Source organism: Flavobacterium pisciphilum (genome assembly GCF_020905345.1).
GTDB lineage: Bacteria > Bacteroidota > Bacteroidia > Flavobacteriales > Flavobacteriaceae > Flavobacterium > Flavobacterium pisciphilum.
In genome coordinates, this window is sequence record NZ_JAJJMO010000001.1 from 703,483 (window position 1) to 724,108 (window position 20,626).

General features: G+C 31.5%; 12 protein-coding genes. 1 reads left to right on the top strand and 11 read right to left on the bottom strand.

All coding sequences use genetic code 11. From position 1 onward, the window contains the following. Positions 1-145: 145 nt before the first annotated feature. Positions 146-1,867: an amidohydrolase gene (locus tag LNQ49_RS02730; RefSeq protein WP_229987246.1), complete on the top strand. Its 1,722-nt coding sequence runs from the start codon at positions 146-148 to the stop codon at positions 1,865-1,867. Between the two features lie 218 nt (positions 1,868-2,085). Here LNQ49_RS02730 and LNQ49_RS02735 read toward each other — a convergent pair whose 3' ends face one another. From LNQ49_RS02735 to LNQ49_RS02785, 11 genes are all read right to left on the bottom strand, one after another. Next, positions 2,086-2,364, bottom strand: a complete 279-nt coding sequence (locus LNQ49_RS02735) for a hypothetical protein (protein ID WP_229987247.1) — start codon at positions 2,362-2,364, stop codon at positions 2,086-2,088. Between the two features lie 106 nt (positions 2,365-2,470). Then, positions 2,471-3,823, bottom strand: a complete 1,353-nt coding sequence (locus LNQ49_RS02740; RefSeq protein WP_229987248.1) for a S41 family peptidase — start codon at positions 3,821-3,823, stop codon at positions 2,471-2,473. Between the two features lie 62 nt (positions 3,824-3,885). Continuing rightward, the gene (locus tag LNQ49_RS02745) at positions 3,886-4,674 is read right to left on the bottom strand and encodes a hypothetical protein (protein WP_229987249.1); all 789 of its coding nucleotides are present in this window, start codon (positions 4,672-4,674) and stop codon (positions 3,886-3,888) included. A gap of 61 nt (positions 4,675-4,735) precedes the next feature. Then, positions 4,736-5,590 carry a T9SS type A sorting domain-containing protein gene (locus LNQ49_RS02750; RefSeq protein ID WP_229987250.1) on the bottom strand — a complete coding sequence of 285 codons (855 nt, stop codon included), beginning with the start codon at positions 5,588-5,590 and terminating at the stop codon, positions 4,736-4,738. A gap of 72 nt (positions 5,591-5,662) precedes the next feature. Beyond that, positions 5,663-6,964: a hypothetical protein gene (locus LNQ49_RS02755; protein ID WP_229987251.1), complete on the bottom strand. Its 1,302-nt coding sequence runs from the start codon at positions 6,962-6,964 to the stop codon at positions 5,663-5,665. Positions 6,965-7,380: 416 nt separating this feature from the next. Then, positions 7,381-10,611: a TonB-dependent receptor gene (locus tag LNQ49_RS02760; protein ID WP_229987252.1), complete on the bottom strand. Its 3,231-nt coding sequence runs from the start codon at positions 10,609-10,611 to the stop codon at positions 7,381-7,383. A gap of 178 nt (positions 10,612-10,789) precedes the next feature. Further along, complete coding sequence (locus tag LNQ49_RS02765) at positions 10,790-11,638, bottom strand: FecR family protein (RefSeq protein WP_229987253.1); 849 nt, start codon at positions 11,636-11,638, stop codon at positions 10,790-10,792. A 227-nt stretch (positions 11,639-11,865) separates the two neighbouring features. Then, on the bottom strand, positions 11,866-12,444 hold the full coding sequence (locus LNQ49_RS02770) for an RNA polymerase sigma factor (protein WP_229987254.1): 579 nt from the start codon (positions 12,442-12,444) through the stop codon (positions 11,866-11,868). A 254-nt stretch (positions 12,445-12,698) separates the two neighbouring features. Further along, positions 12,699-14,069 carry an ATP-grasp domain-containing protein gene (locus LNQ49_RS02775; RefSeq protein ID WP_229987255.1) on the bottom strand — a complete coding sequence of 457 codons (1,371 nt, stop codon included), beginning with the start codon at positions 14,067-14,069 and terminating at the stop codon, positions 12,699-12,701. 88 nt (positions 14,070-14,157) lie between these two features. Then, positions 14,158-16,098 (bottom strand): alpha/beta fold hydrolase, encoded by a 1,941-nt coding sequence (locus tag LNQ49_RS02780; protein ID WP_229987256.1) that lies wholly within the window; start codon positions 16,096-16,098, stop codon positions 14,158-14,160. Between the two features lie 31 nt (positions 16,099-16,129). After that, positions 16,130-20,575, bottom strand: a complete 4,446-nt coding sequence (locus LNQ49_RS02785; protein WP_229987257.1) for a non-ribosomal peptide synthetase — start codon at positions 20,573-20,575, stop codon at positions 16,130-16,132. Positions 20,576-20,626 lie beyond the last annotated feature (51 nt).

A 20,626-nucleotide genomic window follows, 5' to 3' on the forward strand; every position in this document is an offset into this window, starting at 1 on the left:
TTAGTAGCATTCAACTATATGAGTTTTTACTATCATCGATTTAGTACAAAACTGAATGTTTTAAATTTCTTCCACACCAAGCTAAAAAAAGTGTTCTTGGTATCCCTAAAAAATCTCATTTAATAAATTAAAACTGATGAATAAAATGAAAAAAACTACACTCCTTATTCTATCCTTGGTACTATTATTTAGTTGTGGAAAAAAAGAAAATAAAAATTTGGGGGAACAGAAAAATCCTGAGTCTCAACTATACTATAATGGACATATTATAACTATGGAGACAGATGAAATAAGCTATGCCGAAGCGATAGTGGAAAAAGAAGGAAAAATTGTATTTGTTGGTAATCTCAAAGAAGCAGAAAAATTATTCCCAGAAAGCACTAAAGTAGATTTGAATGGTAAAACTTTATTGCCAGGATTTATAGATCCACACAGTCATTTCGGTATGGTTTCGAATACTATGGGGCAGGCAGACTTAAATCCACCACCCGTTGGTACTGTTTCAAGTATTCCTGAGATGCTGGAAGTATTAAAAAAATATAAAGCAGACAACAAAATAAAAGATGGCGACTGGATATTTGGATGGGGATATGATGAAAGTCAATTAGCTGAAAAACGACACCCAAACAAAACGGAATTAGATACTCTTTTCCCCAAAAACCCTGTTTATTTACAACACACTAGCGGACATATGGGAGTCGCTAATTCTTTGGCACTAAAAGAAATGAACATATCGAAGGATACACCAAACCCTCCAGGGGGAAATATAGGCAGATTTCCAAATACAAAAGAACCAAATGGATTAGTACAGGAAACTGCAATGTATCCGTTTGTAGGCAATATGCTTAAGATTCTTAGCACTAAACAAGAAGAATATTTTGATAAGACTCAAAATTATTATGCCGAAAATGGACTTACAACTGCGCAAGATGGGATGACAGACCGTAATACAATTGCGTTTTTTCAAAAACAAGCCGATAGTGGTAAACTAAAAATAGATTTAATTTCATTGGGAGGATACGCCGATTTAGATAAAAATATTGCTGATTCTTCTATTCATTTCAAACAGTATAAAAATGGATTTAAAGTGCAAGGAACAAAAATTGTAGCAGATGGCTCTCCACAAGGTAAAACAGCATTTTTTAGAAAACCATTTTTAACGCCTGTCCCTGACTGTACAAGTGATTGCAGAGGTCTTCCTAGCCTCACACAAGATACGTTGAATAAAATTTTTAAAACTGCGTATGCTAACAACAATCAGATTTATATTCATTGTAATGGCGATGCTACTATTGATATGCTTATTGAGGCACACCAATACGCTTGTAAGCAGCTTTCGCAACCATTAGATAAAGACCGAAGAACTATTGCTATTCATTCTCAATTTGTTCGCCCAAGTCAATTAGAAATCTATAAAAAATATAAAATTGAACCTTCATTTTTTACCAATCATGCCTATTTTTGGGGAGATGTACATGTAGAGAATTTAGGAAAAGAAAGAGCGTTTTTCTTAAGTCCGATAGCCACTGCCGCAAAAATGGGATTAAAATATACAAACCATTCTGATGCCACTGTGACACCTATCAACCCATTATTTACAGTTTGGACAGCAGTAAATCGTACCTCAAGAACAGGAAAAGTAATTGGAGAAGCCGAAAGAGCAACCCCATATCAAGCCTTAAAAGCCATTACCATAAATGCCGCCTACGAATATTTTGACGAAAATTTGAAAGGCTCTCTCAAAATAGGAAAAATGGCAGATTTTGTAATTTTAGATAAAAATCCACTTACTACAAACCCAACTGAATTAAAAGACATCAAGGTGTTAGAAACCATCAAAGAAGGAAAAACTATATTCAAAAAATAATCTGTTCAAATATTATGTCTTAGTGACACTTCACAATGATTCAATTTAAACTGAACTTACATTAAAAAAAAAGCCTTTAAATACTAGTATTTAAAGGCTTTACGTTTTTATAGTTTATAAAATAATACATATAGCATCAAATTAGATGTACAAATAAAAATCCACTATAAGTTAAGCTACAAATTTGTAATTCACTATTTGTATTGCTTTACCATACCTCAACATCTTTTCTGCATTTCAGGAAGCAATTTTCGTGTACTTTTATTAATAATGCTGCGTACCGATTTCTTTTTTAATTCATAGGTTTTAGCACATTTTTCAAGTTCAACATATAACAAATGAAATTTATCATATAGAGCATCAAGCTCTTCCATAGCTTTTCGCGTCTTATCATCTTCTTCCTCTTCTATTTTATTTTCAGCTATTTTAGACAGGTATTCAAATTTATGAAATGCTGTTAGCAGAATTCGATGCTCTCTTGAATTAATTCCTTGCATAATATGGTAATCTAATATTGATAAAATATACTGTTCCTTTTAAAGTGTTTTTCTTTATTTATTAATCAATAACATAACGCTATAAAACTTTAAATAAAACGAGAATTTATGGGGTAAAACGTAGCATAGAATCTGCATCGTTGTATATTTTTGATGAAGGCAATAAATGTAATTTTGTAACCTTTATTTTGCCAGCATTTCCGGATATAAGTCCCAATGCTGTACTTAGCAAAACCTCTGAACGATTGCCTAAGTTGTAGACTTCAAGCTCCTGAATTTCGTTCAAATATATGGAGGGCTCTATCCCTTTTGAATAATTACCTTCGTGATTTGCATTAAATAATTTATAAATCGAAGGATACAACACCCAACCTTTTGTTCCAGTTATTCGATTATCTTCGATAGGAAATCCAGCTACATCCTTACCAATCGTTTTCTCTCCTATGGTGACCACATCCATATAAGGTTTGAGGTTATTGATAATTAATTCTGATGCAGATGCGGTACGATTTCCGCACAATACATATACTTTATTGATCGAAGGATGTGCATTTTGTAATGCCTCAAAACTTATTTGAGATTCATTACTTTCTAATGCTTGTTTAAATGAATGATTTACATTCCCACCATTTTTATTCCCTTCAAACGTTATAAAAAGATCACTAGCTCGGACATTAGGCGCTAAGGCTATACTAAGTGCTGTAGCCGATGAGATATCTCCTCCTCCGTTGTATCTTAAGTCCAAAACTAGCTCTGTTATTGCTTTGCTCTTTAACTCCTGAAAAATTTGCAGGAATTGTTGTGCTTGTCCAACATCAAAATGAGGAATTTGGATATACCCTATCTTTATATTTTTATCTGCAATTACCTGATAAGTAATTGGTTGTAAGAAAGTAAATCCTGACAATAACGAAATGTCTTTTGAACTAGAAAAACCTGATTCTGTCGAATAGGATTTTATACGTAAAATCAACTGGGCTGAAGTTATCATGTTTTTGTACAAGTTATCGTAATTGCCTTGATTTAAATCTGTTCCATTTATTTGAGTAATAAGTTGTCCTCTTCTTAAACCATTATTTTTGGCTGGAGAATCTTCTAATACATACAATATAACTCCATAATATTTCCCTTCAAACGCTACAAAAGTAATCTCAAATCCAAATTTACGTCTTAAACTTTGTGGAGCTGTATCTGGCATTGCTGGGTGTAAGGCATAAGAAAAAACATCATCTTTCTGTAATAATTTTGAAAAATACTCTTTTGGAGGAACTGACAAATTTCCTTGAGTCGGCATCGTTTCATTCCAGCGATAATATTTTTTCATCTGCTGATACATCCACTCATTAGCATATTCGTTTGTACCTTCTTTATAGACTTGAGATGAATAATCATCTGGTGAGCATGAAGAGAATATGCCTTGTAGAAAAAGATATATAATAAAAATAAAAGAGTGCTTCATATTTTATTCTTAAAATTTATATTTTGGGATTTGTTTGTATCTTTTAAGCAACTGTTTATTGGCTATTTAAAAACAAAATAATCAACTAGGTTCAAATTCCCATCTACACCTGAGAAAGCTCCGTTTGCATCCTGTTTTTCTTCTAATACAATTAATTTTGATTTATTAACTGACATAGTTAATGTAACTGTAATTTTCTTTCCTGTAACATAAGATTCAGTTGTGCCATGTTTTACAAGTTCCATTATGATTGTGGGAGGAGAACTAAATGGAAACTCAATAAAAGGGCTAAATTGATCTTTACTTATATTCTCAACAACTCCCAACACTTGTCCATTAATTTTACGAATAATTCCGTCTAGTTTGCCTTCGTATCCACTATTAGAATATCTGTTTTGAGTAGGGAAAATAAATTTAAATCCGTTATTTCCTTGCTTGCTTAAAATTCCTGGTTTTAATGAGGTAACTTTATCTACCCATAATTTTTCTTTGGCAAAAAAGGAAAGCGTATCCTTAGGAGTTAGTGAGCTAAAATGGTATGTACGCAATAATTCTTTTGTTACTTTATTCGTAATTTTAATAGTTTTCTCTTCCTTTCCATGGTAAACAAATTCATACTCTTTTTCAATTTTTTTTATGAAGGCTGTTTTCTTGTCCTTTCCTATCTCAATGGGTTTTCCATCTACTGATATTTGAAGGGAATCATTAAAAGCACTATATCCTATTATGACTACTTTTCCGGGTTGGTTCGTCTCATTACCATAATAAGGTGTTAATTCATCATTGGCACAAGATTCCAAAAGTGCTATTATAATCAAGAAAGTTAGTATTCTAGTTACTATATTATTCATATTCATTTTTTTCATTGTAGTCATTTTGCTCATCAAAAAATTATAAAAGGTTTTGTCGATACTATTTTTTGATAAATTTTATTGTTTTTGAAATTCCATTATTAGATACTAAAAGGAAATAGATGCCTTGTGTCAAATCATCAACAGCCAAACCTTCTTTTTTATAGGCAGCTTCTTTAACTATCATTCCCCCTACTGTGTAAATTTTTAGGACTGTTTCATCATTCTGAAATTGTTCTCCTAACTCTAAACTCAAATTCCCCTCAACTGGATTTTGTACTAGTTTGCAAACTTGTGCTTTAAGTTCCATGTCATCAACTCCTAACAAGCCTTCTGCTGTAATAGAAATTTTATCAATTTCATAACCTATAAAACCATTTGAAAGGTTATTTCCTAGGGCTATATATACTTCTTTTTTACCTGAAAACGATGAGATATCAACAGTATAATCTTTAAACTCTACAGCATCTATTTTTTCTCTTTCTAATGTAATTGTTTTTATAAGTGTAAATGATGCTGGGTCTGGAGTTGTAGATCCATATACTGATAAATCTTGATTGCTATCATAAATACTAGGCTGAGCATTTAGTATTAAGGAAATTTTTCCTGAATAAAATGATGTATCAAAAGAAGGGGTTATTGCTAAATTATTTTCTAAAGTTTCTAATGGTGATCCTGTTGCAAAATCTATATTATAAGTTCCTAAAACATCAATTGTACCATCTCCAATACTTCCTGTGTTTGCATCTAACTGTATATTTTTTCTGGCTATCCAATTGCTCCCATTTCCATCTTTATCTAATAAAGTCCAATCTGAAGCTTCGGCATCATCAAAGTCATCTTCCCAAATTGTGTATTGTGCTGATGCTGCACTTGTAACCATCATAAATAATACTAAAAGTAAATATCTTTTCATTTTTTTAGTTTTTTAAAAACATGGGCAGAATAATACTGCCCATGTTCAATTTTAATAAATAACTATTTGCAATTAAAAATTTGAAAACTTAGTCCAAGAACCAGTCCAGTTAGATTCTGTTTTGAATGCTCCTGTAGCTCCTGTGAAACTTAAAGGACCATCATTAAAGAATGGTTGGCTAAGTGACCATTTAGTAGCTGGATTTGCATTTGAAATAGCATTACCTATACCTCCTAAAAGAGTTCCTACAGGGAAAAGTGGATTTTTAAATCCATGAATTGATACTCTTGTCCATGTAGAACCTGCAGGTACAGAAGGTGAATCCCATCTAATTCCTATGTTATATCCAGTAACTGTAACATCTGTAAGGCTTATGTTACCAGCTCTGCGCACGTGAATAGCATTTTCATATAAATCAGCAACTGTAGCAGAGCTAACACCAATAATTGATAATTGTGATATAACTGGACGTGTAATAATTGTAGTAATCGCTCCTGTTGCGTTGTTATCTAATTCAATACCATTTGAATCTGGACTTCCACCACTTAAACTATGAGTTGAATTACTGTCTGCAATTGCTATAGCTTTTGTAATATTTCCTGTATAACCAAAATCAAAATCGAAGTTATCATCATCTGGTGCAAATGAAACTAAGTGACTTGCATTTACTTTTCCTCCAAAAAATTCAAATGAATCATCTTTACCATAAGATACTTGGATATGATCAACTACTGTTCCGCTACCAACACCTGCTAAAGTTAAACCGTTGATTTCAACATCTGTGTCTAAGATACGACCAGCAAATTCTATACGTACATAGTTTAAAGCTCCTGCACTATGTGCATTATTTGAACCACCATAATAGAATTCAGCATAATTAGGTTGATCATCTAATCCTTCAACAATATTCGTAACTGAACCTGTATTAACTTCTGCATCTCCTAAAAGTACTACACCTCCAAAATCTCCAGGAGCTGCTATAGTATTTGCGTTACCATCTAATAAATTAAAACTTGTAAAAATTACTGGAGCCGTTGCAGTACCTTGAGCATCAATTTGACCTGTTTTTGTAATAACAAGAACTCCTGTAGCTATACCAGCAGCTAAAGGTTTAGCTTTAATAAAAGTACCTGCTTGGATTGTAAGTTTAGCACCGTCTTTTACTGTAATTACACCATCAATTTCCCATACTCGGTCATTTGTCCAAGTTGTATTAGCAGTAATAGCACCACTTACTGTTTGAACAGTTGCTGGATACCCTGTGTAATCTGCACCGGAAGCTTTCATTGAAAAAGAAGAATCTGTAGAAGACTCATCATTTTGGCAAGAGCTCACAACTAGAGCTACCATTGCGAATAGAAAAAATTTTTTCATAATAATTTAATTATTGCTATATTTGCCGCTATTACAAACTAGACCTTTGGAGAGAGCAGCAAAATATCTTTCCTTGGGTCTTTCTCTTTTTTAGTAAAGTTTTTTTGATAAACAATCCCGCTTTACTATCGGGGTCTATACCTACTGAATCCTTCTTTCGCTCTTAGGATTTTTCTATCGCAGTGAAAGGCTATCTTTCCATTCTTTTTAAAATTTTTATTTAGCAAAATTTTAAAAAGACTATATGAAGTATTTCAATAACTCTTTGCTTAATGCATTAAAGGAAAAAGAAATTTAACACTTACAACTACATACATTAGCTTTTAAAAAACCAAAATATCATGTCTTTTTTTATTGTTAACGGTTTCTTAATATTCAGAGATTACAACACTTAAACCCGCCTGAAATACTTTAATTTAGAATGAATAGTTAACGGATACACTTATTGTTCTACCACTCCATGCTTTGAATATTACTTGGTCAATGCCCTCGTCATATTTGTTTGTTGCATTGGCTCCTAAACTATATCTGTCTCTTGGATTTGATCCGTAAGGAACGTCTTCTATATGAGAGTAACTGTTGGCATTATTATAGGTTTGAATGCCTGCATCAAACATATTTTTCATACTACATTTTAACTCTAGATTTTTTTCTTTAAAAAACTTATAACTCACTTGAGCATCAGTAACGGCATAAGGCATTCTAATTTCTTCTTTTGAATAATCAAATCCTACCAAGATGTATTGATCTCCAATAGCATTATGTCTTACACTAAATCCCATACGATCTCCTACGTAATCTAATCCTAAATTATAAGTATAAGGGGATTGCCCATATAAAGGTCTGTTGGCTTTATAAAGCCCACCAGTTCCGTCTACATTTACATACGAGGTTACTTTTGTGGCATTAAAAGAAGCATTTCCTGAAACGAATAGCTTTTTCAAAATTGGTCCTTCACCTAGAAAAGAAAGACTTTTATAGAACTCCATTTCTATTCCCCAAAGTTTAGCATTATTAGAATTTAGATTATAGATAATACCCGAATTTCCGTTTATTGTACCAATAGATTCTATTGGATCATCAATGTTTTTATGATAAACCCCAAAAGATAAAATTTCGCCTCCTGAAGGATACCATTCGAACTTTAAATCATAATTATTAGATACACTTGAAATCATTCCTGCTGACCAGTTTAAGATTTTGGCAGATCGAATAGGGTCGTAATATGGAGTACCTACACGTTCAGCAAATTGAGGTCGTAACACCGATTTATTATATCCCAATCTAACATTCATTTTATTAGTTGGGCTAATTGTTAAACTTGCAGAAGGTAAAAATTGCCATTTCTTATCTTCCTTTTCTAATGGAAAAGCGCCTGGAGCTTCAAATTGATTTGATATTTCGCTATAGATATAACTTTCTGCTCTTGCTCCCCAAACCAGTCTTAAGAAACTACCAATCTTATTATCCAGCATCAAATAAGGCGAATGAACTTTTACATCTCCTTCATATTTATTTCCATACTTCCCATAGTCTTCCCAACCAAAACCACCATAATAATATTGAGAGCCATCAAGAAATTTGGATAGTGGATCATAAATATCCGCCCTATTTGTTGTCCCTTGACCAACAGTTACTAATTTTGCAGATCGCTGTTGATTTGTTGCTTTTTTGTATGTTCCAAAATAACCTGCCTTAATATCATTTGTAGCTATTTCACCAAGATTAAAAGAATAATCAAAATTAATCGCCCAGTTATAATCAGATTCGTCATTAGTATAATTATCTCTACTAAATGGAAACCTTCCCCCACTGTTATACACCTGATGATAAACCAATTCATCATCTCCTACTTTCTTGCGAAATGTTTCTAAAAAAGTAGCGTCTTTTGTATCTTTTGATAATTTACCATAAGCTGTATACCAGTTTATTTCTAATTTTTCAAAACGATGATTTCCTTCTATTTTATTCTGAATAAAAGTTTGATAAACAGGATAATTCGTTTCTGTTGTACTTGGAAGACCAGTACCATTTAAAATTTCAGGCAGTTCTGTGCCTTTATCCCAACCTGTAATTTGGTTTAGCTGATTATTGTAAATATGCATTGCAGTATTACGAGTCGTTATTTTATGTTTACCGAGCTGAATCGCCGCATTGAACATTCCTCCCAGAGTAGAATTATAATTGTAATTTGCTCCCCTGTTTTTGAATCCGTATTTTTCAAAAACTGAATATTGTCTTCCTACTACTCCTTCTTGAGAAAATCTTGTATTTGAAAGAAACCGACCTCTTTCTGTATGTTCTATATCTAATTTCTCTTGTGTGTTTTTAAAAAGTAATGAGCCTACAAATCCCCATTTGTTATTATCCTTCAAACTATATGATCGTCCCAATGCAAATTGGAGTGTTGTTCCTGGTGCAGCATACGTTTTATAAGTAGAAAAATTATCTTCTGTAAATTTTTTAGATTGTTCTATAAAAGGACCAGATGCTGCTTCATTGATTGGTACCTCTATTGGAGACATATACGGATAATCACGTCTTCCGTCATCAAAACCTAAATAATCATAATCTCCTTCTTGCTTAGTAAGTCTTTCCTTAAATGCGCTACGACTGTTATAAGAGGAACTTACTGAGAAACTAGTAAAATTCTCCTTAGGAATATCTTTCGTTTTAATTTCTACATATCCTCCAGCAAAATTGGCATACATATCTGGAGTAGCTGTTTTACTTACCACAATGCTTTCTACCATTGCTGTCGGAATAATATCAAAAGAAAAGTTTTGCTGATAAGCATCGGTACTAGGAAGCGAAATTCCGTCCATTACCGCTTGATTCCAGCGTTCTCCCATAGAACGCACCACAACATATTTATTATCGATAGTTGTTACTCCTGTGATACGTTTAAGCGAACTTCCTACATCCTTATCTGGGGTTCTTGCAATTTGTTCAGCCGAAATACCATCTGAAAATTGTGCTGCCTTTTTTTGCTGTAATAACAATCCTTGTACTGAAGCTGTTGCTTGCTTATAATTTTGAATAATTACGACTTCATTCAGTGATTCTGCATCTTCTTTTAAGGAAACTACCAAAGGTACTTCTCCTCCCTCACTAACTTTTACACCAGTGATTTTTTGAGATTGAAAAGATATAATACTAACTTCTATTGAATATTCTCCAGGATCTAATTCTACAACATAGCTTCCATCAATATCCGATTGTACGCCAAAACCTGCTTCTATTACTTTGATATTTGCTCCAGGTAATGAAAGCCCATTTGCATCGACAACCTTACCTACGATTTTGCCCTTCTTTTTTTTTTTGCCTACATCTTTTCTATTTACAGCTATATTGTTTTCATTTCTTCTGAAATTTAAATTGGTCTGATTTTGCAAATCGTTTAGAATTTCATCAATTGTAACATTTTCTTTTTTTAGTGTAACTAGAGGTAAACTTAGATCTAAATCTTTTTGGTAAATAAATTGATATGGAGTTCTGGATTTTAAATTATCAATAATTTTTTGTGGTGAAGAATTTTTAAAATCAACCGAAACTGTTCCGGTTTGTGAATAAATAGTATTTGCTCCGAAGAATAATCCGAGAAACAAAACCCAAAAGGCAAATTGCCTTGAAAAATCATTGTTCATAATTGATAATTGTTAGTTTGTTATTGGTGTTATTTTTATATGATATTTAAGGTTAATATTTTTATAAAATTGCAATACTCCCCCTAGCAGTTCGCCATCAGATTACCCTTTCCCTCTGATTTTATTTCTGCTAAGAATCTTGTATTAAAATGTATTTTTGATATATATAGAACTGCGATTACCTACTAATCAGATACGTATTGTTTCCGATTGGTCTAATCTTAATTTCTAAAGCAAAAGCAATTGTTTGAAGCATTTCATAAAATCCTTGTCTTGTATCAAGTGTTCCTTGTACTTTTAGATTTTTTAAATCTTCATCTAAATAATTTACTGCAAAATCATGGTCTACTTTTAGTTTCTCTATAACTTGTGCAAGAGTTAAACCATCTACATAAATCAAAACTTTTTTCCATTCTGGATCTAGTAAAGTAGTTTTTTGCTTATTAATCTTTGCATTAGTAGTATCATAAGTAGCCTTATCTCCTCGTACAAGAAAAACAACATCTTTATTACTCTCTACTTTTACTTTACCTGTTCTTACATTTACTTCTGACACTTTGTTAGTATAAGAACTGATGTTAAATGAAGTCCCTAAAACTGTAGTTTTTATAGAACCTGATGTAATCACAAATGGTCGTGATTCGTCTCTTTTTACTTCAAAGAACGCTTCTCCTGTTAGTTTTACTGTTCTTTCATTTTCAGCAAATTCACTTGGATATTCTATTAAAGTATTCTCATTTAACCATACACGTGTGCCATCTGGTAAACATAAAAGACGGATATCTTTACTAAATGTTTTTGTTGAAGTGATTTCAATTGGAGAATGATTTGATTGAGTAAAAAATTGATATCCAACAATTGAAAAAACAAAAACGGCACATGCAACTGCAACCCAATTATAAAAGCTTTTGTATTTATTAATTGTAGCTTTTTGAATATTATCCCACATACGAGATGCAATTTCATCAGGAAGGATTCCTCTATTGGGTATTGCATTCCATTCTTTTTTAAATCTTTTGGATTTCATTACAATCAAATTTACTATTGAAAAATTATATATGAATTTTACTAATTCAATTACATTAGATTCCTAGTCTATTAAATATCATGGGGTCACATTCTTATTAACGTTTTCTTAATCTAGGGAGCGATTTCAGTATCATTCATTTTATGGTAAAAACAAGAAATCATCCTAAGTAAAATAAAAAGAATAGATTACTAATAGGTTTCTAAAGAAGTAAACAGCATGTATTATTATGAAATCAAGCTTGGCTGGCTTATAAAAAATAGTGCAAACCAATAGAGTTCATGATTTTGCACTGAATTTTTTTTAAGAAATTGTAATGTCTTCGAAATTTGATTGGCAACAGCACTTGGAGACATATCCATCTCTAATGCAATTTCTTTATAGCTCAAGTCTTCGAATTTATGGAGATTGAATATTTTCCTTCTTTTTGGTGGAATTTTATTGAGGAGATATTCTATTTTTTCTAGTTTGGAACTAACATCTTCTTCCGCTTCTAATGGGCTGTCTAGTTCTTTAATCAACTGATCATTTTCAACAGAAAAAATCCTATTTTGTTTTTTATACCATTTAGAAATTTCCTGCTTTGAGCTTTTAAACAAGATTGCCTCTAAGTTTACATTGGGATCTAACTTGGCTCTATATTTCCAAAGATGAATAAATACATTTTGTGTCACATCTTCGGAGTCTGCTAGTTGCGACGTATATTTCTTTACAAAACAAAAAACCTTATAATGATATAGATTATAAATTTCTTTGAAACAGGAATCATCTCCCTCTCTTAATCTTATTATCAAATTAGAACTCATATTGAAATTTTTAATTATAAAAGGAGACCCTCACAAAAGTAAGATTAAACCTTTATTAAAATTTTTATGATTTATTCATTTAATAATTTATTAATATTGTTACATCTCATCTGCTAAACACGAACCAATTCATTTTAAAAAAAATCATTTTATACTATCCTTTTGCAGGATGATTTAAACCTAGTAAGACATTCTTTAAAATAAAAAAACTCACGAAAAATCGTGAGTTAAATATATTACTAAGAAAAAAGAAATTAATTCAGGATTTCAAATACAATTGCTTCTACTGCTCCTGTTGCCGAATTAATAACACCAACATCTGTTTTTACTTCTGACATTCTTACCCAAACACCTCCATAAAAATCTCCAAATCCAAATGCTCCCCAGATAAGTTTATGTGGAGTCCATTCGTTTTGCTCATTTGGTGCCATAAACCCAAGAGAATCACTAAATTCCTGTGCAATAAAAAAACCATTTTTTAAAGCTATTTCTAATACTTCTTCCCATTCGGCATCTGTCTGGAACTTGCCTATAAAAACATCTTTCCCTTGATATCCTCTAGCTGCTTTTATCACAAATCTATCTTTATTTGCTTTTAGCAAATCACATAGATTATATTCTTTCCCCTTAAAGAACGTCTTTTTTTCTTCAACTGGAGAAGTCCAAGGGATATTCCTAAGCATTAGCGCATTATCTTCTGGTGAAAATTTTCCTAATTCTGCCAATTCTCTTAATATTGCTAGATTTCTTTTATCTCCCAGCATCCTAAGTCCTACGTGATCTGGAAAATATATTTTATCCATAATAAATGCTCTGAAAATTGCTGGACTAATCTCAACATCCAAGGCTAAAATTATCACTCCATGAATGATTGTGTCGTCAAGACATAAGTTACCACCGATTAGTTCCAATGATTTTATATCCGCTCCATACGCACTGCCTTTTAAGCCTCTCTTCTTCAACTCTTGTCTGTAAAAATTATCGAAGAAGTATATATTTTTTTCTTTTTCAGAACTTTCAATATCTCTCATATCTATAAATAGATTAAGAGTATTATTTTCTTTACCAACTTGATTTATAATCTGTTCTACAAGGTACTCCATATAAATCTCTAGTGTATTCCTTGTTTTGTAATTAAAAGATTTATCCTTATCCCATAGCTCTGGGTGGTTTCTTCTAATTACAGATTCCAAGCTATGTATCTGCCATCCTCCTAAAGAAGATCCCATGTTGACTTCTAAAATTTTAAAACCCTCATCTGTATAAGTCAAATCTAATCTACAACCAATTTGAACCTTTTTTTCATGACACATCATTCCAAATTCTGAGAGTATTTCATTACCATCAAAATAAAAATCAGCAATTTTTCTATTATCATTATTAAAATATAAAGACGGTATTTTATGTAATAATTTAGGAATTCTATGGCACAGCTCTTTTAGCTCATCTGTCATTTCCTTATTAATAAGTATAGGCCATGACGCTACAGGATACTCATAGTTTTTAAACACTTCAGGAACCGTGTCGTCATTTGTGTTAATTCTTGAAGGAAATTGAATGTCATTTTTAAATTCTGAAAATTTATCTGAAAGGATAGTATATCCTTCTGTTAAGTTCTCTATCATGATTAAGTGTTTTTTGTGGTTTGTTGTTTTTTTGATTATTCTTTGCTATCAAGATGAAATAAGTAATTTACTACTGCAATTATGTTTTTTATATAATTCCCCAATAAAATAAATAGGTGGCTAGTAGTATATTTGAAAAGATTACCGAGAAAACTATCCCTCTTTGATTTGTTTTTTTGATGGTAAAAAGAAAATATAAGAATGTTAACATCAGGCAACCTAGAAATCCAAAAAGTAATGAGAACACATAGTCGAAATTTTCTGGTAAGCCAAAAGCCAAAATAAAGAAGTTCTGTTTTGAGACATTTAATATTGCCATAATTAGACTAACAAAAAGTCCTAATCCTACGACAGAAGTAATAATTAAACATAACCTGATTATTTTATCCTGAATTATCGCATATCTTCTTTTCATTAATTTTATGAAATATATAAAAATGAAAATCAGCATGATTCCTAAAGCAATTACAAGAGGAAATAAAAAGACTGGGTTAAATTCTCCTATACTATTTCCTGCTTTAGCAATGCCTTTGTTAATGATAACTCCCGTAACAAAAAGTATTGGTTTAGCTTTCTGAAAAGCATTAAGATCTAATTTTTCTTCTGGATGATCAATGAATTTTTCTGCTACTTCACGCCCTATTGTTGTAAAGCTAGGTACATGTCCATAGGTTTTTGCTTCAACAGTATGGACATTCTTAAATTTCGCTGCTACTTTTTGACCATTTGTTTGAGGCGTAATGGGATCAAATTCTCCTGAGAAAATTAGAACCGGGTATTTAGCCAAAGCAAGATTTGAAAGATCATAATGCGCCTTTAATGCTTCATTTCTATTTTTATTCCAAGCATCACAAACTTTAAAATCTGACTTATAAAATGAAATTCCTCCATTTAAGCCTTTAAATTTTGATGCATTTTTTTGATATTCTGAAAAACTGTTGTTTGGAAGTGCTTCATTACAACTTACGCAATAGTAAAACCCATAATCCAACTCTAATAAACTTGAAAAAGCACTTACCAAATTTCCTAATGATTCTCCTTTTCTTTCATGAAACTGATAAATCAATAATGGAATAATTTCTACTAATTGCTTGTTGTATAAGGCTTGTTGAATCGCTACTTTAAAATCTTCTGAATTGTAGGTAAATGTCCCAGATGGTATTATAGATTTATCTACAAATACGGTCAGGGGGTTTTTCTCTAAATCAGCAATAACTTCATAATAGGTTTTTTCTAAATCAGGATATTCTTTATTGTATTTCTCTTCTTTTTTACAGATTTCAAAAACTTTATTTAAACTGTTGATATAATTAGCTGTATTATCTACATAATAGGACGATATATCATCTATGGCAGAATCTAATACTAATGATTTTATATCTTCAGGATAATTGCTTGCATATACCTGTGCTACATAAGTTCCGTAAGAAACGCCATAAATGCTCCAGTTTTTATAGTTTAATTTAGATTTTAGGGCATGCAAATCATTTGCAACAGAAAGACTGTTGTATGCATTAATGTTAATGCCTCTGTTTATAAGTTCTTGTCTGTATAACATTACGGCATCTACTTTTTGCTTTTCATCTTCTTCTACGGATTGATTTTTAGCCAAAATATCTAAAAACTTTTCTCCTAAATCATCCGATAATCTGGGTTTGCATAATCCTGTACCGCGTGCATCAAACAAAATTATATCGTTGTTTTTTCGTAGAGGATGATTAATCCATGACCAAATATTAACAATCCCTCCTGCTCCGGGTCCTCCTTGTATAAAAACAACTGCATTGGATGTTTTTAAGTTAGATGTGTTTTTTAAAATAGCTACTGCAACTTTTATCATTTTTCCATCTTTTGCCCCCCAAGTTTCTGGAACATTTAGATATCCCCAGGTAATCTCTTTTGGGCTAGAATCTTTAAACTGAGGCAAAAAAGGATCTGCTTTTTCAAAAGTTATATTTTGAGCCACTATATTGGTTAGAAAGCCTATCCATAAAATAATAATAATACTAAATGTTGTTTTTAATTTCATGTTCTTGTTTTTATATTTTTATAATTTTAATTTAGAAATTCAGGTCTATCTCAATTGCTTTTTCTTTTTCAAAAGGCAGTTCTATATCTATTAATTTTAACGGACTATTTAATTCTTTAATAATTTCGATCAGTAACATCTCATATTTTAAATGAATCAATTCAATAGTTTCTCTGGTATAATTTTGAGCATTATAGCTTATATCTCCAATTAAATTTTCTTCGGCTACTACGAAATTTAGTAATAGCGGTAATCTGCTATAATACTCATCCACAGGCAATATTTGCAAATACAGTTCGTTGTTAATAGCGATATTATCATAATCAAATGAAGGATTTTGCAATACAAGCAAAGCATCTATTTTAATTTGGTTTTCTATTGTTTCGGGTATGTCTTGAAATTCATTTATGAGCAGTAAATCCTGATGTGTTTGAAGAATTATCTTAAGAATAGTTTGTTCTGGATTTATGCGTGATCTTAATGGTAGTGTTTTTACAAACATTCCTATTTGATTGTGTAATTCCTGATGTACTCTTCCTGAATTGACAGTTCCGACACAAAAATCATCCTTACTATACATTTTGTAGATCAGAATATTAAATGCTGAAACCAATAACGTGTGAAGAGATATCTTGTATTTGTTCACAAAAGCATTTAACTCCGATATTTTTACTGATTCATATAGAAAACGCTTTTTTACTCCGGTAAGTTCTTCTTTTACATGAATGTTATCAAAAGATATTTTATTTTCCCAAGTATATCCTTCCAAGTAATTACTCCAAAAATTAAGGGCTTTTACATGGGTCAGTTTCATTTGATTTTCATGCCAAACAGCATAATCTTTAAACTGAAACTTCAATTGGTCATTATTCTTTTTATACTCTCCTGTTATTACTCTGTATTTGTTGAGAAAGTCTGTTATTAAAATTTCAAGAGACCATCCGTCCATTATGATATGGTGCGTAGAGAATACCAAATAGGAATACCCATTACTTGTATAAAATAATGCAACTCTTAAAAGTGGGTCTTTTTCTAAATCAAATACTTTGTTTACATATTTTTTAAGAGCTCCTGAGATTTCCTTTTCTTCATGAAAAAACTCATCCGAAAAGAAGCTAATTTCGTCAGCATCCTTAATCTTTTGGCATGGAATTCCTTTTTCTTCAATAAAATTTGTTCGTAATGATTCGTATTTTTGCTGTATCTCCTTAAATATCTGATCTAAAATCGACTTGTCTAACTGCCCATTTATTCCAAATGCAGCTGACATATTATAAGCGATCGATTTTTCTTTTTGCTGAGAAGCCAGCCAAATCTTATATTGAGAAGAAGTTAGTTTATAAAACTTTTTTTCTCCTACTCGTTCAATATTTATTCTCCCTGTAATCTCTTTGTCTTTAAGATAGTTTGACAGTTTATATATTGTTGGATAATCAAAAACATTCTTTAAGGTTATCTGGTAAAGCAGTTTCTCATTAATTTTATTTATTAATTTAACTGCATTTAATGAATGCCCTCCAAGCGCAAAAAAGTTATCTGTAATATCAATTTCTTCTTTAATTTCGAGTACTTCTTTATAAAAATCATGAAGATTAATTTCTAATGCTGTTACAGGTTTTTTATAAGATTCTTTTGTTTTTGCACTTATTATTTCTCGTAATGAGAGATTCTTTCTGTCAATCTTTTTATTTGGTGTCAAAGGAAATTCATCTAATTGCATTATTGCATATGGGACCATATATTCCGGCAACTCTTCTCTTAATCTATTACTGATAGTAAGAGGATCAAATTCTTTATTTTGTGTAATGACATAGGCTATTAACAAAGCTTCCTGTTCTTTGTTTTTCTGTGCAACAACCACTGAGGCTTTTACATCTTTTATCTGGTTCAGTTTGGTTTCGATTTCACCAAGTTCAATTCGATATCCTCTAATTTTTACCTGATTGTCATTACGTCCTAAAAACTCTATTTCTCCTTTTTCATTCCAGCGTCCCAAATCGCCCGTATTGTATATTTTTTTATTTTGGTTAAACGGACTTTGAACGAATTTTTCATCTGTGAGTTCCTGATTTTTAAAATACCCCTGAGCTAATCCGTCTCCGCCAATATAAATTGTTCCGGCACTCCCGATTGGGAGAAGCTGCATACTTTTATCAAGGATATAAAGTTTTGTGTTATTGATTGGTTTACCAATATTAGAAGCTTCGTTTGCTTGTGTTATTTTTTTGCAACTTGACCAGATTGTTGTTTCTGTCGGTCCATACATGTTCCATAATTCCCCATTTGTCTCTAACAATTTTTGTGATAATATTTCGCTTAGTAAATCTCCACCACATAAAATTTTCACCGACTTATTTCCTTTCCATCCAGCATTGTAAAGCATTTGATAAAAACTTGGAGTTGCCTGGATTATGGTTGGTTTCAATTCGTCTACGACTCTTACAATCGCTAAAGGATCTGATAAAAGTTCCTCACTTGCAATATAAAGTCCCGCACCAGCAATTAATGGTGTAAAAAATTCAAGTATCGAGATATCAAAAGATTGTGTTGTAACAGAAAACAGATAATCATTCTCTTCAATTTTAGGTTCCTTTTGTATACTCACCAAAAAATTGAGCAATGATTTGTGACTAATTGCTACTCCTTTAGGATTACCTGTTGATCCTGAAGTATAAATAATATAAGCAGTGTTTTTAGAAAGTGGATTCTTCAATACCTCTTCTTTTAAATCAATTGCTTCATTTGAAACTGATTCAATATCTATAATTTCCCTGTTAATGCCTATACTTTGTTTTAGATCTTGTGTGGAAATAATTTGCTGTACTTCGCTGTGATCAATAATATATTCTAAACGGTCTTTAGGAAAGGATGGGTCTAATGGAATGTAAGCGCTCCCTGATTTTAAAACTCCCAACAAAGTAGCTACAAGATTTGCAGAACGATTCATCAAAACCGCAATCGGGGCTGGTTGCTCTTTATTCACATTTTTTTGTAAATGAAAAGCAATTGCATCCGAAAACAAGTCCAGTTCCTGATAAGTAAATCCTTTTTCCTGATCTTTTAATGCAATCTTATTTGGATTTTTGCTTACTTGACCTTTAAAAGCATCTAATAATGTCGCCTCTGAATCATAATCAAATTGTGTGGTGTTGAATTTATCCAGTAACTGCTCTTTTTCAACTGCTGTAATATATTGGTAATCTGAAAGTGTTTTTTTAGGATTACCAATAACCTCTGAAAGCAATGCTTCAAAATGTACTGCTACTCTGTTAATATCAGCTTGATTAAAATAATTAACATTATAGTCAAAATCAATTTTCACATCTTCAAGTTGATCAAATTCACGAATATAAATAGCCAATGCAACACGCTCTGAATGATGTGATAGTGGAATTACTTTTGTTTCGGTATTAATAAAATGATCCGCATAATTCTGCTTTTCATAAGACAATGTAATGTTAAACAATGTTTTGTTTTCTTGAAATAAACCAAGTTCTTTAATCAGTTTTCCTAGAGGGAATCTTTGATGACGATAATCCTGACGCAATTGCTGTTTAATATTTCTAATCAGCTCTTCAAAAGTATCTTGCGGGTCAGATTGTATTCTTAATGGTGAAACTCCCATAAAAAGGCCAACTGTTTTCTTAAATACTGATTTGCCTCTGTTCAATACAGGAAGTCCAATAGTTAAATCATTATTTTGATGTTTTCTTCCAAAATAAAGATATAAAGCTCCAAGTATTAAGTGAAATGTTGTGCACCCCAAGTCTTTACCTGTTTGCTCTAATTGATTATAAACAGAGCGCTCTACAATAATTTCTTTTCTTTGACTTTTATTTTCTTTATCGGTATGGCCTGTTTTCTCAAACAATTGTTCCTGTAACTGCTTAAATCTATTTTTCCAGTAATCCTTATCGTCTTTATAACTTTCGGATAAAAAATAAACCTCATCATCATGAACAAAATCTTTATAACTATATGGATAACAAGAAATTACTTTTCCATGATTCATAATTTCATTATAATTTCTCACTAATCGCTGAAACATTAAAGAAGTTCCCCATCCATCTGTAATAATATGATGGTATACAGAAAATAAATAATGAAACCTTTCACTTACTTTTATAAGGATAAATTTGTGGAGCAATTCTTTCGTATTTAATTTCATAGCTACCTCAAACCTTTGCTGCATAAATTTATTAGCTTCAAAATCTGGATTCTGTTCTGAAGAAAAATCCATATATTCTAAAAAAGAATCATGCTTTTCTAAAAGATGAATTGTTGTTTCTTCATCAGATTGAGCTATAATACTTCTATAAGAATCATGCTGATCAATTAAACAGATATAAGCTTTATTTAATATTTCATAAGAAATATCTCCATCAATCGAAATCTTTGCACCTATATTGTAAATAGGGTCTTCAGGATACATAAGTTGCTCAAAATAAACATCTTGCTGAGGAAGTGTAAGTTTCATTTTAATTTAAAATAGAGGTTAGAATTCCTGCAATCCTCATTGTTGTAAAGA

Excerpts from the sequence above, each read along its gene's own strand:
- LNQ49_RS02730 (WP_229987246.1), top strand. The coding sequence starts at position 146 with ATGAAAAAAACTACACTCCTTATTCTATCCTTGGTACTATTATTTAGT.
- LNQ49_RS02735 (WP_229987247.1), bottom strand. The coding sequence starts at position 2,364 with ATGCAAGGAATTAATTCAAGAGAGCATCGAATTCTGCTAACAGCATTT.
- LNQ49_RS02740 (WP_229987248.1), bottom strand. The coding sequence starts at position 3,823 with ATGAAGCACTCTTTTATTTTTATTATATATCTTTTTCTACAAGGCATA.
- LNQ49_RS02745 (WP_229987249.1), bottom strand. The coding sequence starts at position 4,674 with ATGAATAATATAGTAACTAGAATACTAACTTTCTTGATTATAATAGCA.
- LNQ49_RS02750 (WP_229987250.1), bottom strand. The coding sequence starts at position 5,590 with ATGAAAAGATATTTACTTTTAGTATTATTTATGATGGTTACAAGTGCA.
- LNQ49_RS02755 (WP_229987251.1), bottom strand. The coding sequence starts at position 6,964 with ATGAAAAAATTTTTTCTATTCGCAATGGTAGCTCTAGTTGTGAGCTCT.
- LNQ49_RS02760 (WP_229987252.1), bottom strand. The coding sequence starts at position 10,611 with ATGAACAATGATTTTTCAAGGCAATTTGCCTTTTGGGTTTTGTTTCTC.
- LNQ49_RS02765 (WP_229987253.1), bottom strand. The coding sequence starts at position 11,638 with ATGAAATCCAAAAGATTTAAAAAAGAATGGAATGCAATACCCAATAGA.
- LNQ49_RS02770 (WP_229987254.1), bottom strand. The coding sequence starts at position 12,444 with ATGAGTTCTAATTTGATAATAAGATTAAGAGAGGGAGATGATTCCTGT.
- LNQ49_RS02775 (WP_229987255.1), bottom strand. The coding sequence starts at position 14,069 with ATGATAGAGAACTTAACAGAAGGATATACTATCCTTTCAGATAAATTT.
- LNQ49_RS02780 (WP_229987256.1), bottom strand. The coding sequence starts at position 16,098 with ATGAAATTAAAAACAACATTTAGTATTATTATTATTTTATGGATAGGC.
- LNQ49_RS02785 (WP_229987257.1), bottom strand. The coding sequence starts at position 20,575 with ATGAAACTTACACTTCCTCAGCAAGATGTTTATTTTGAGCAACTTATG.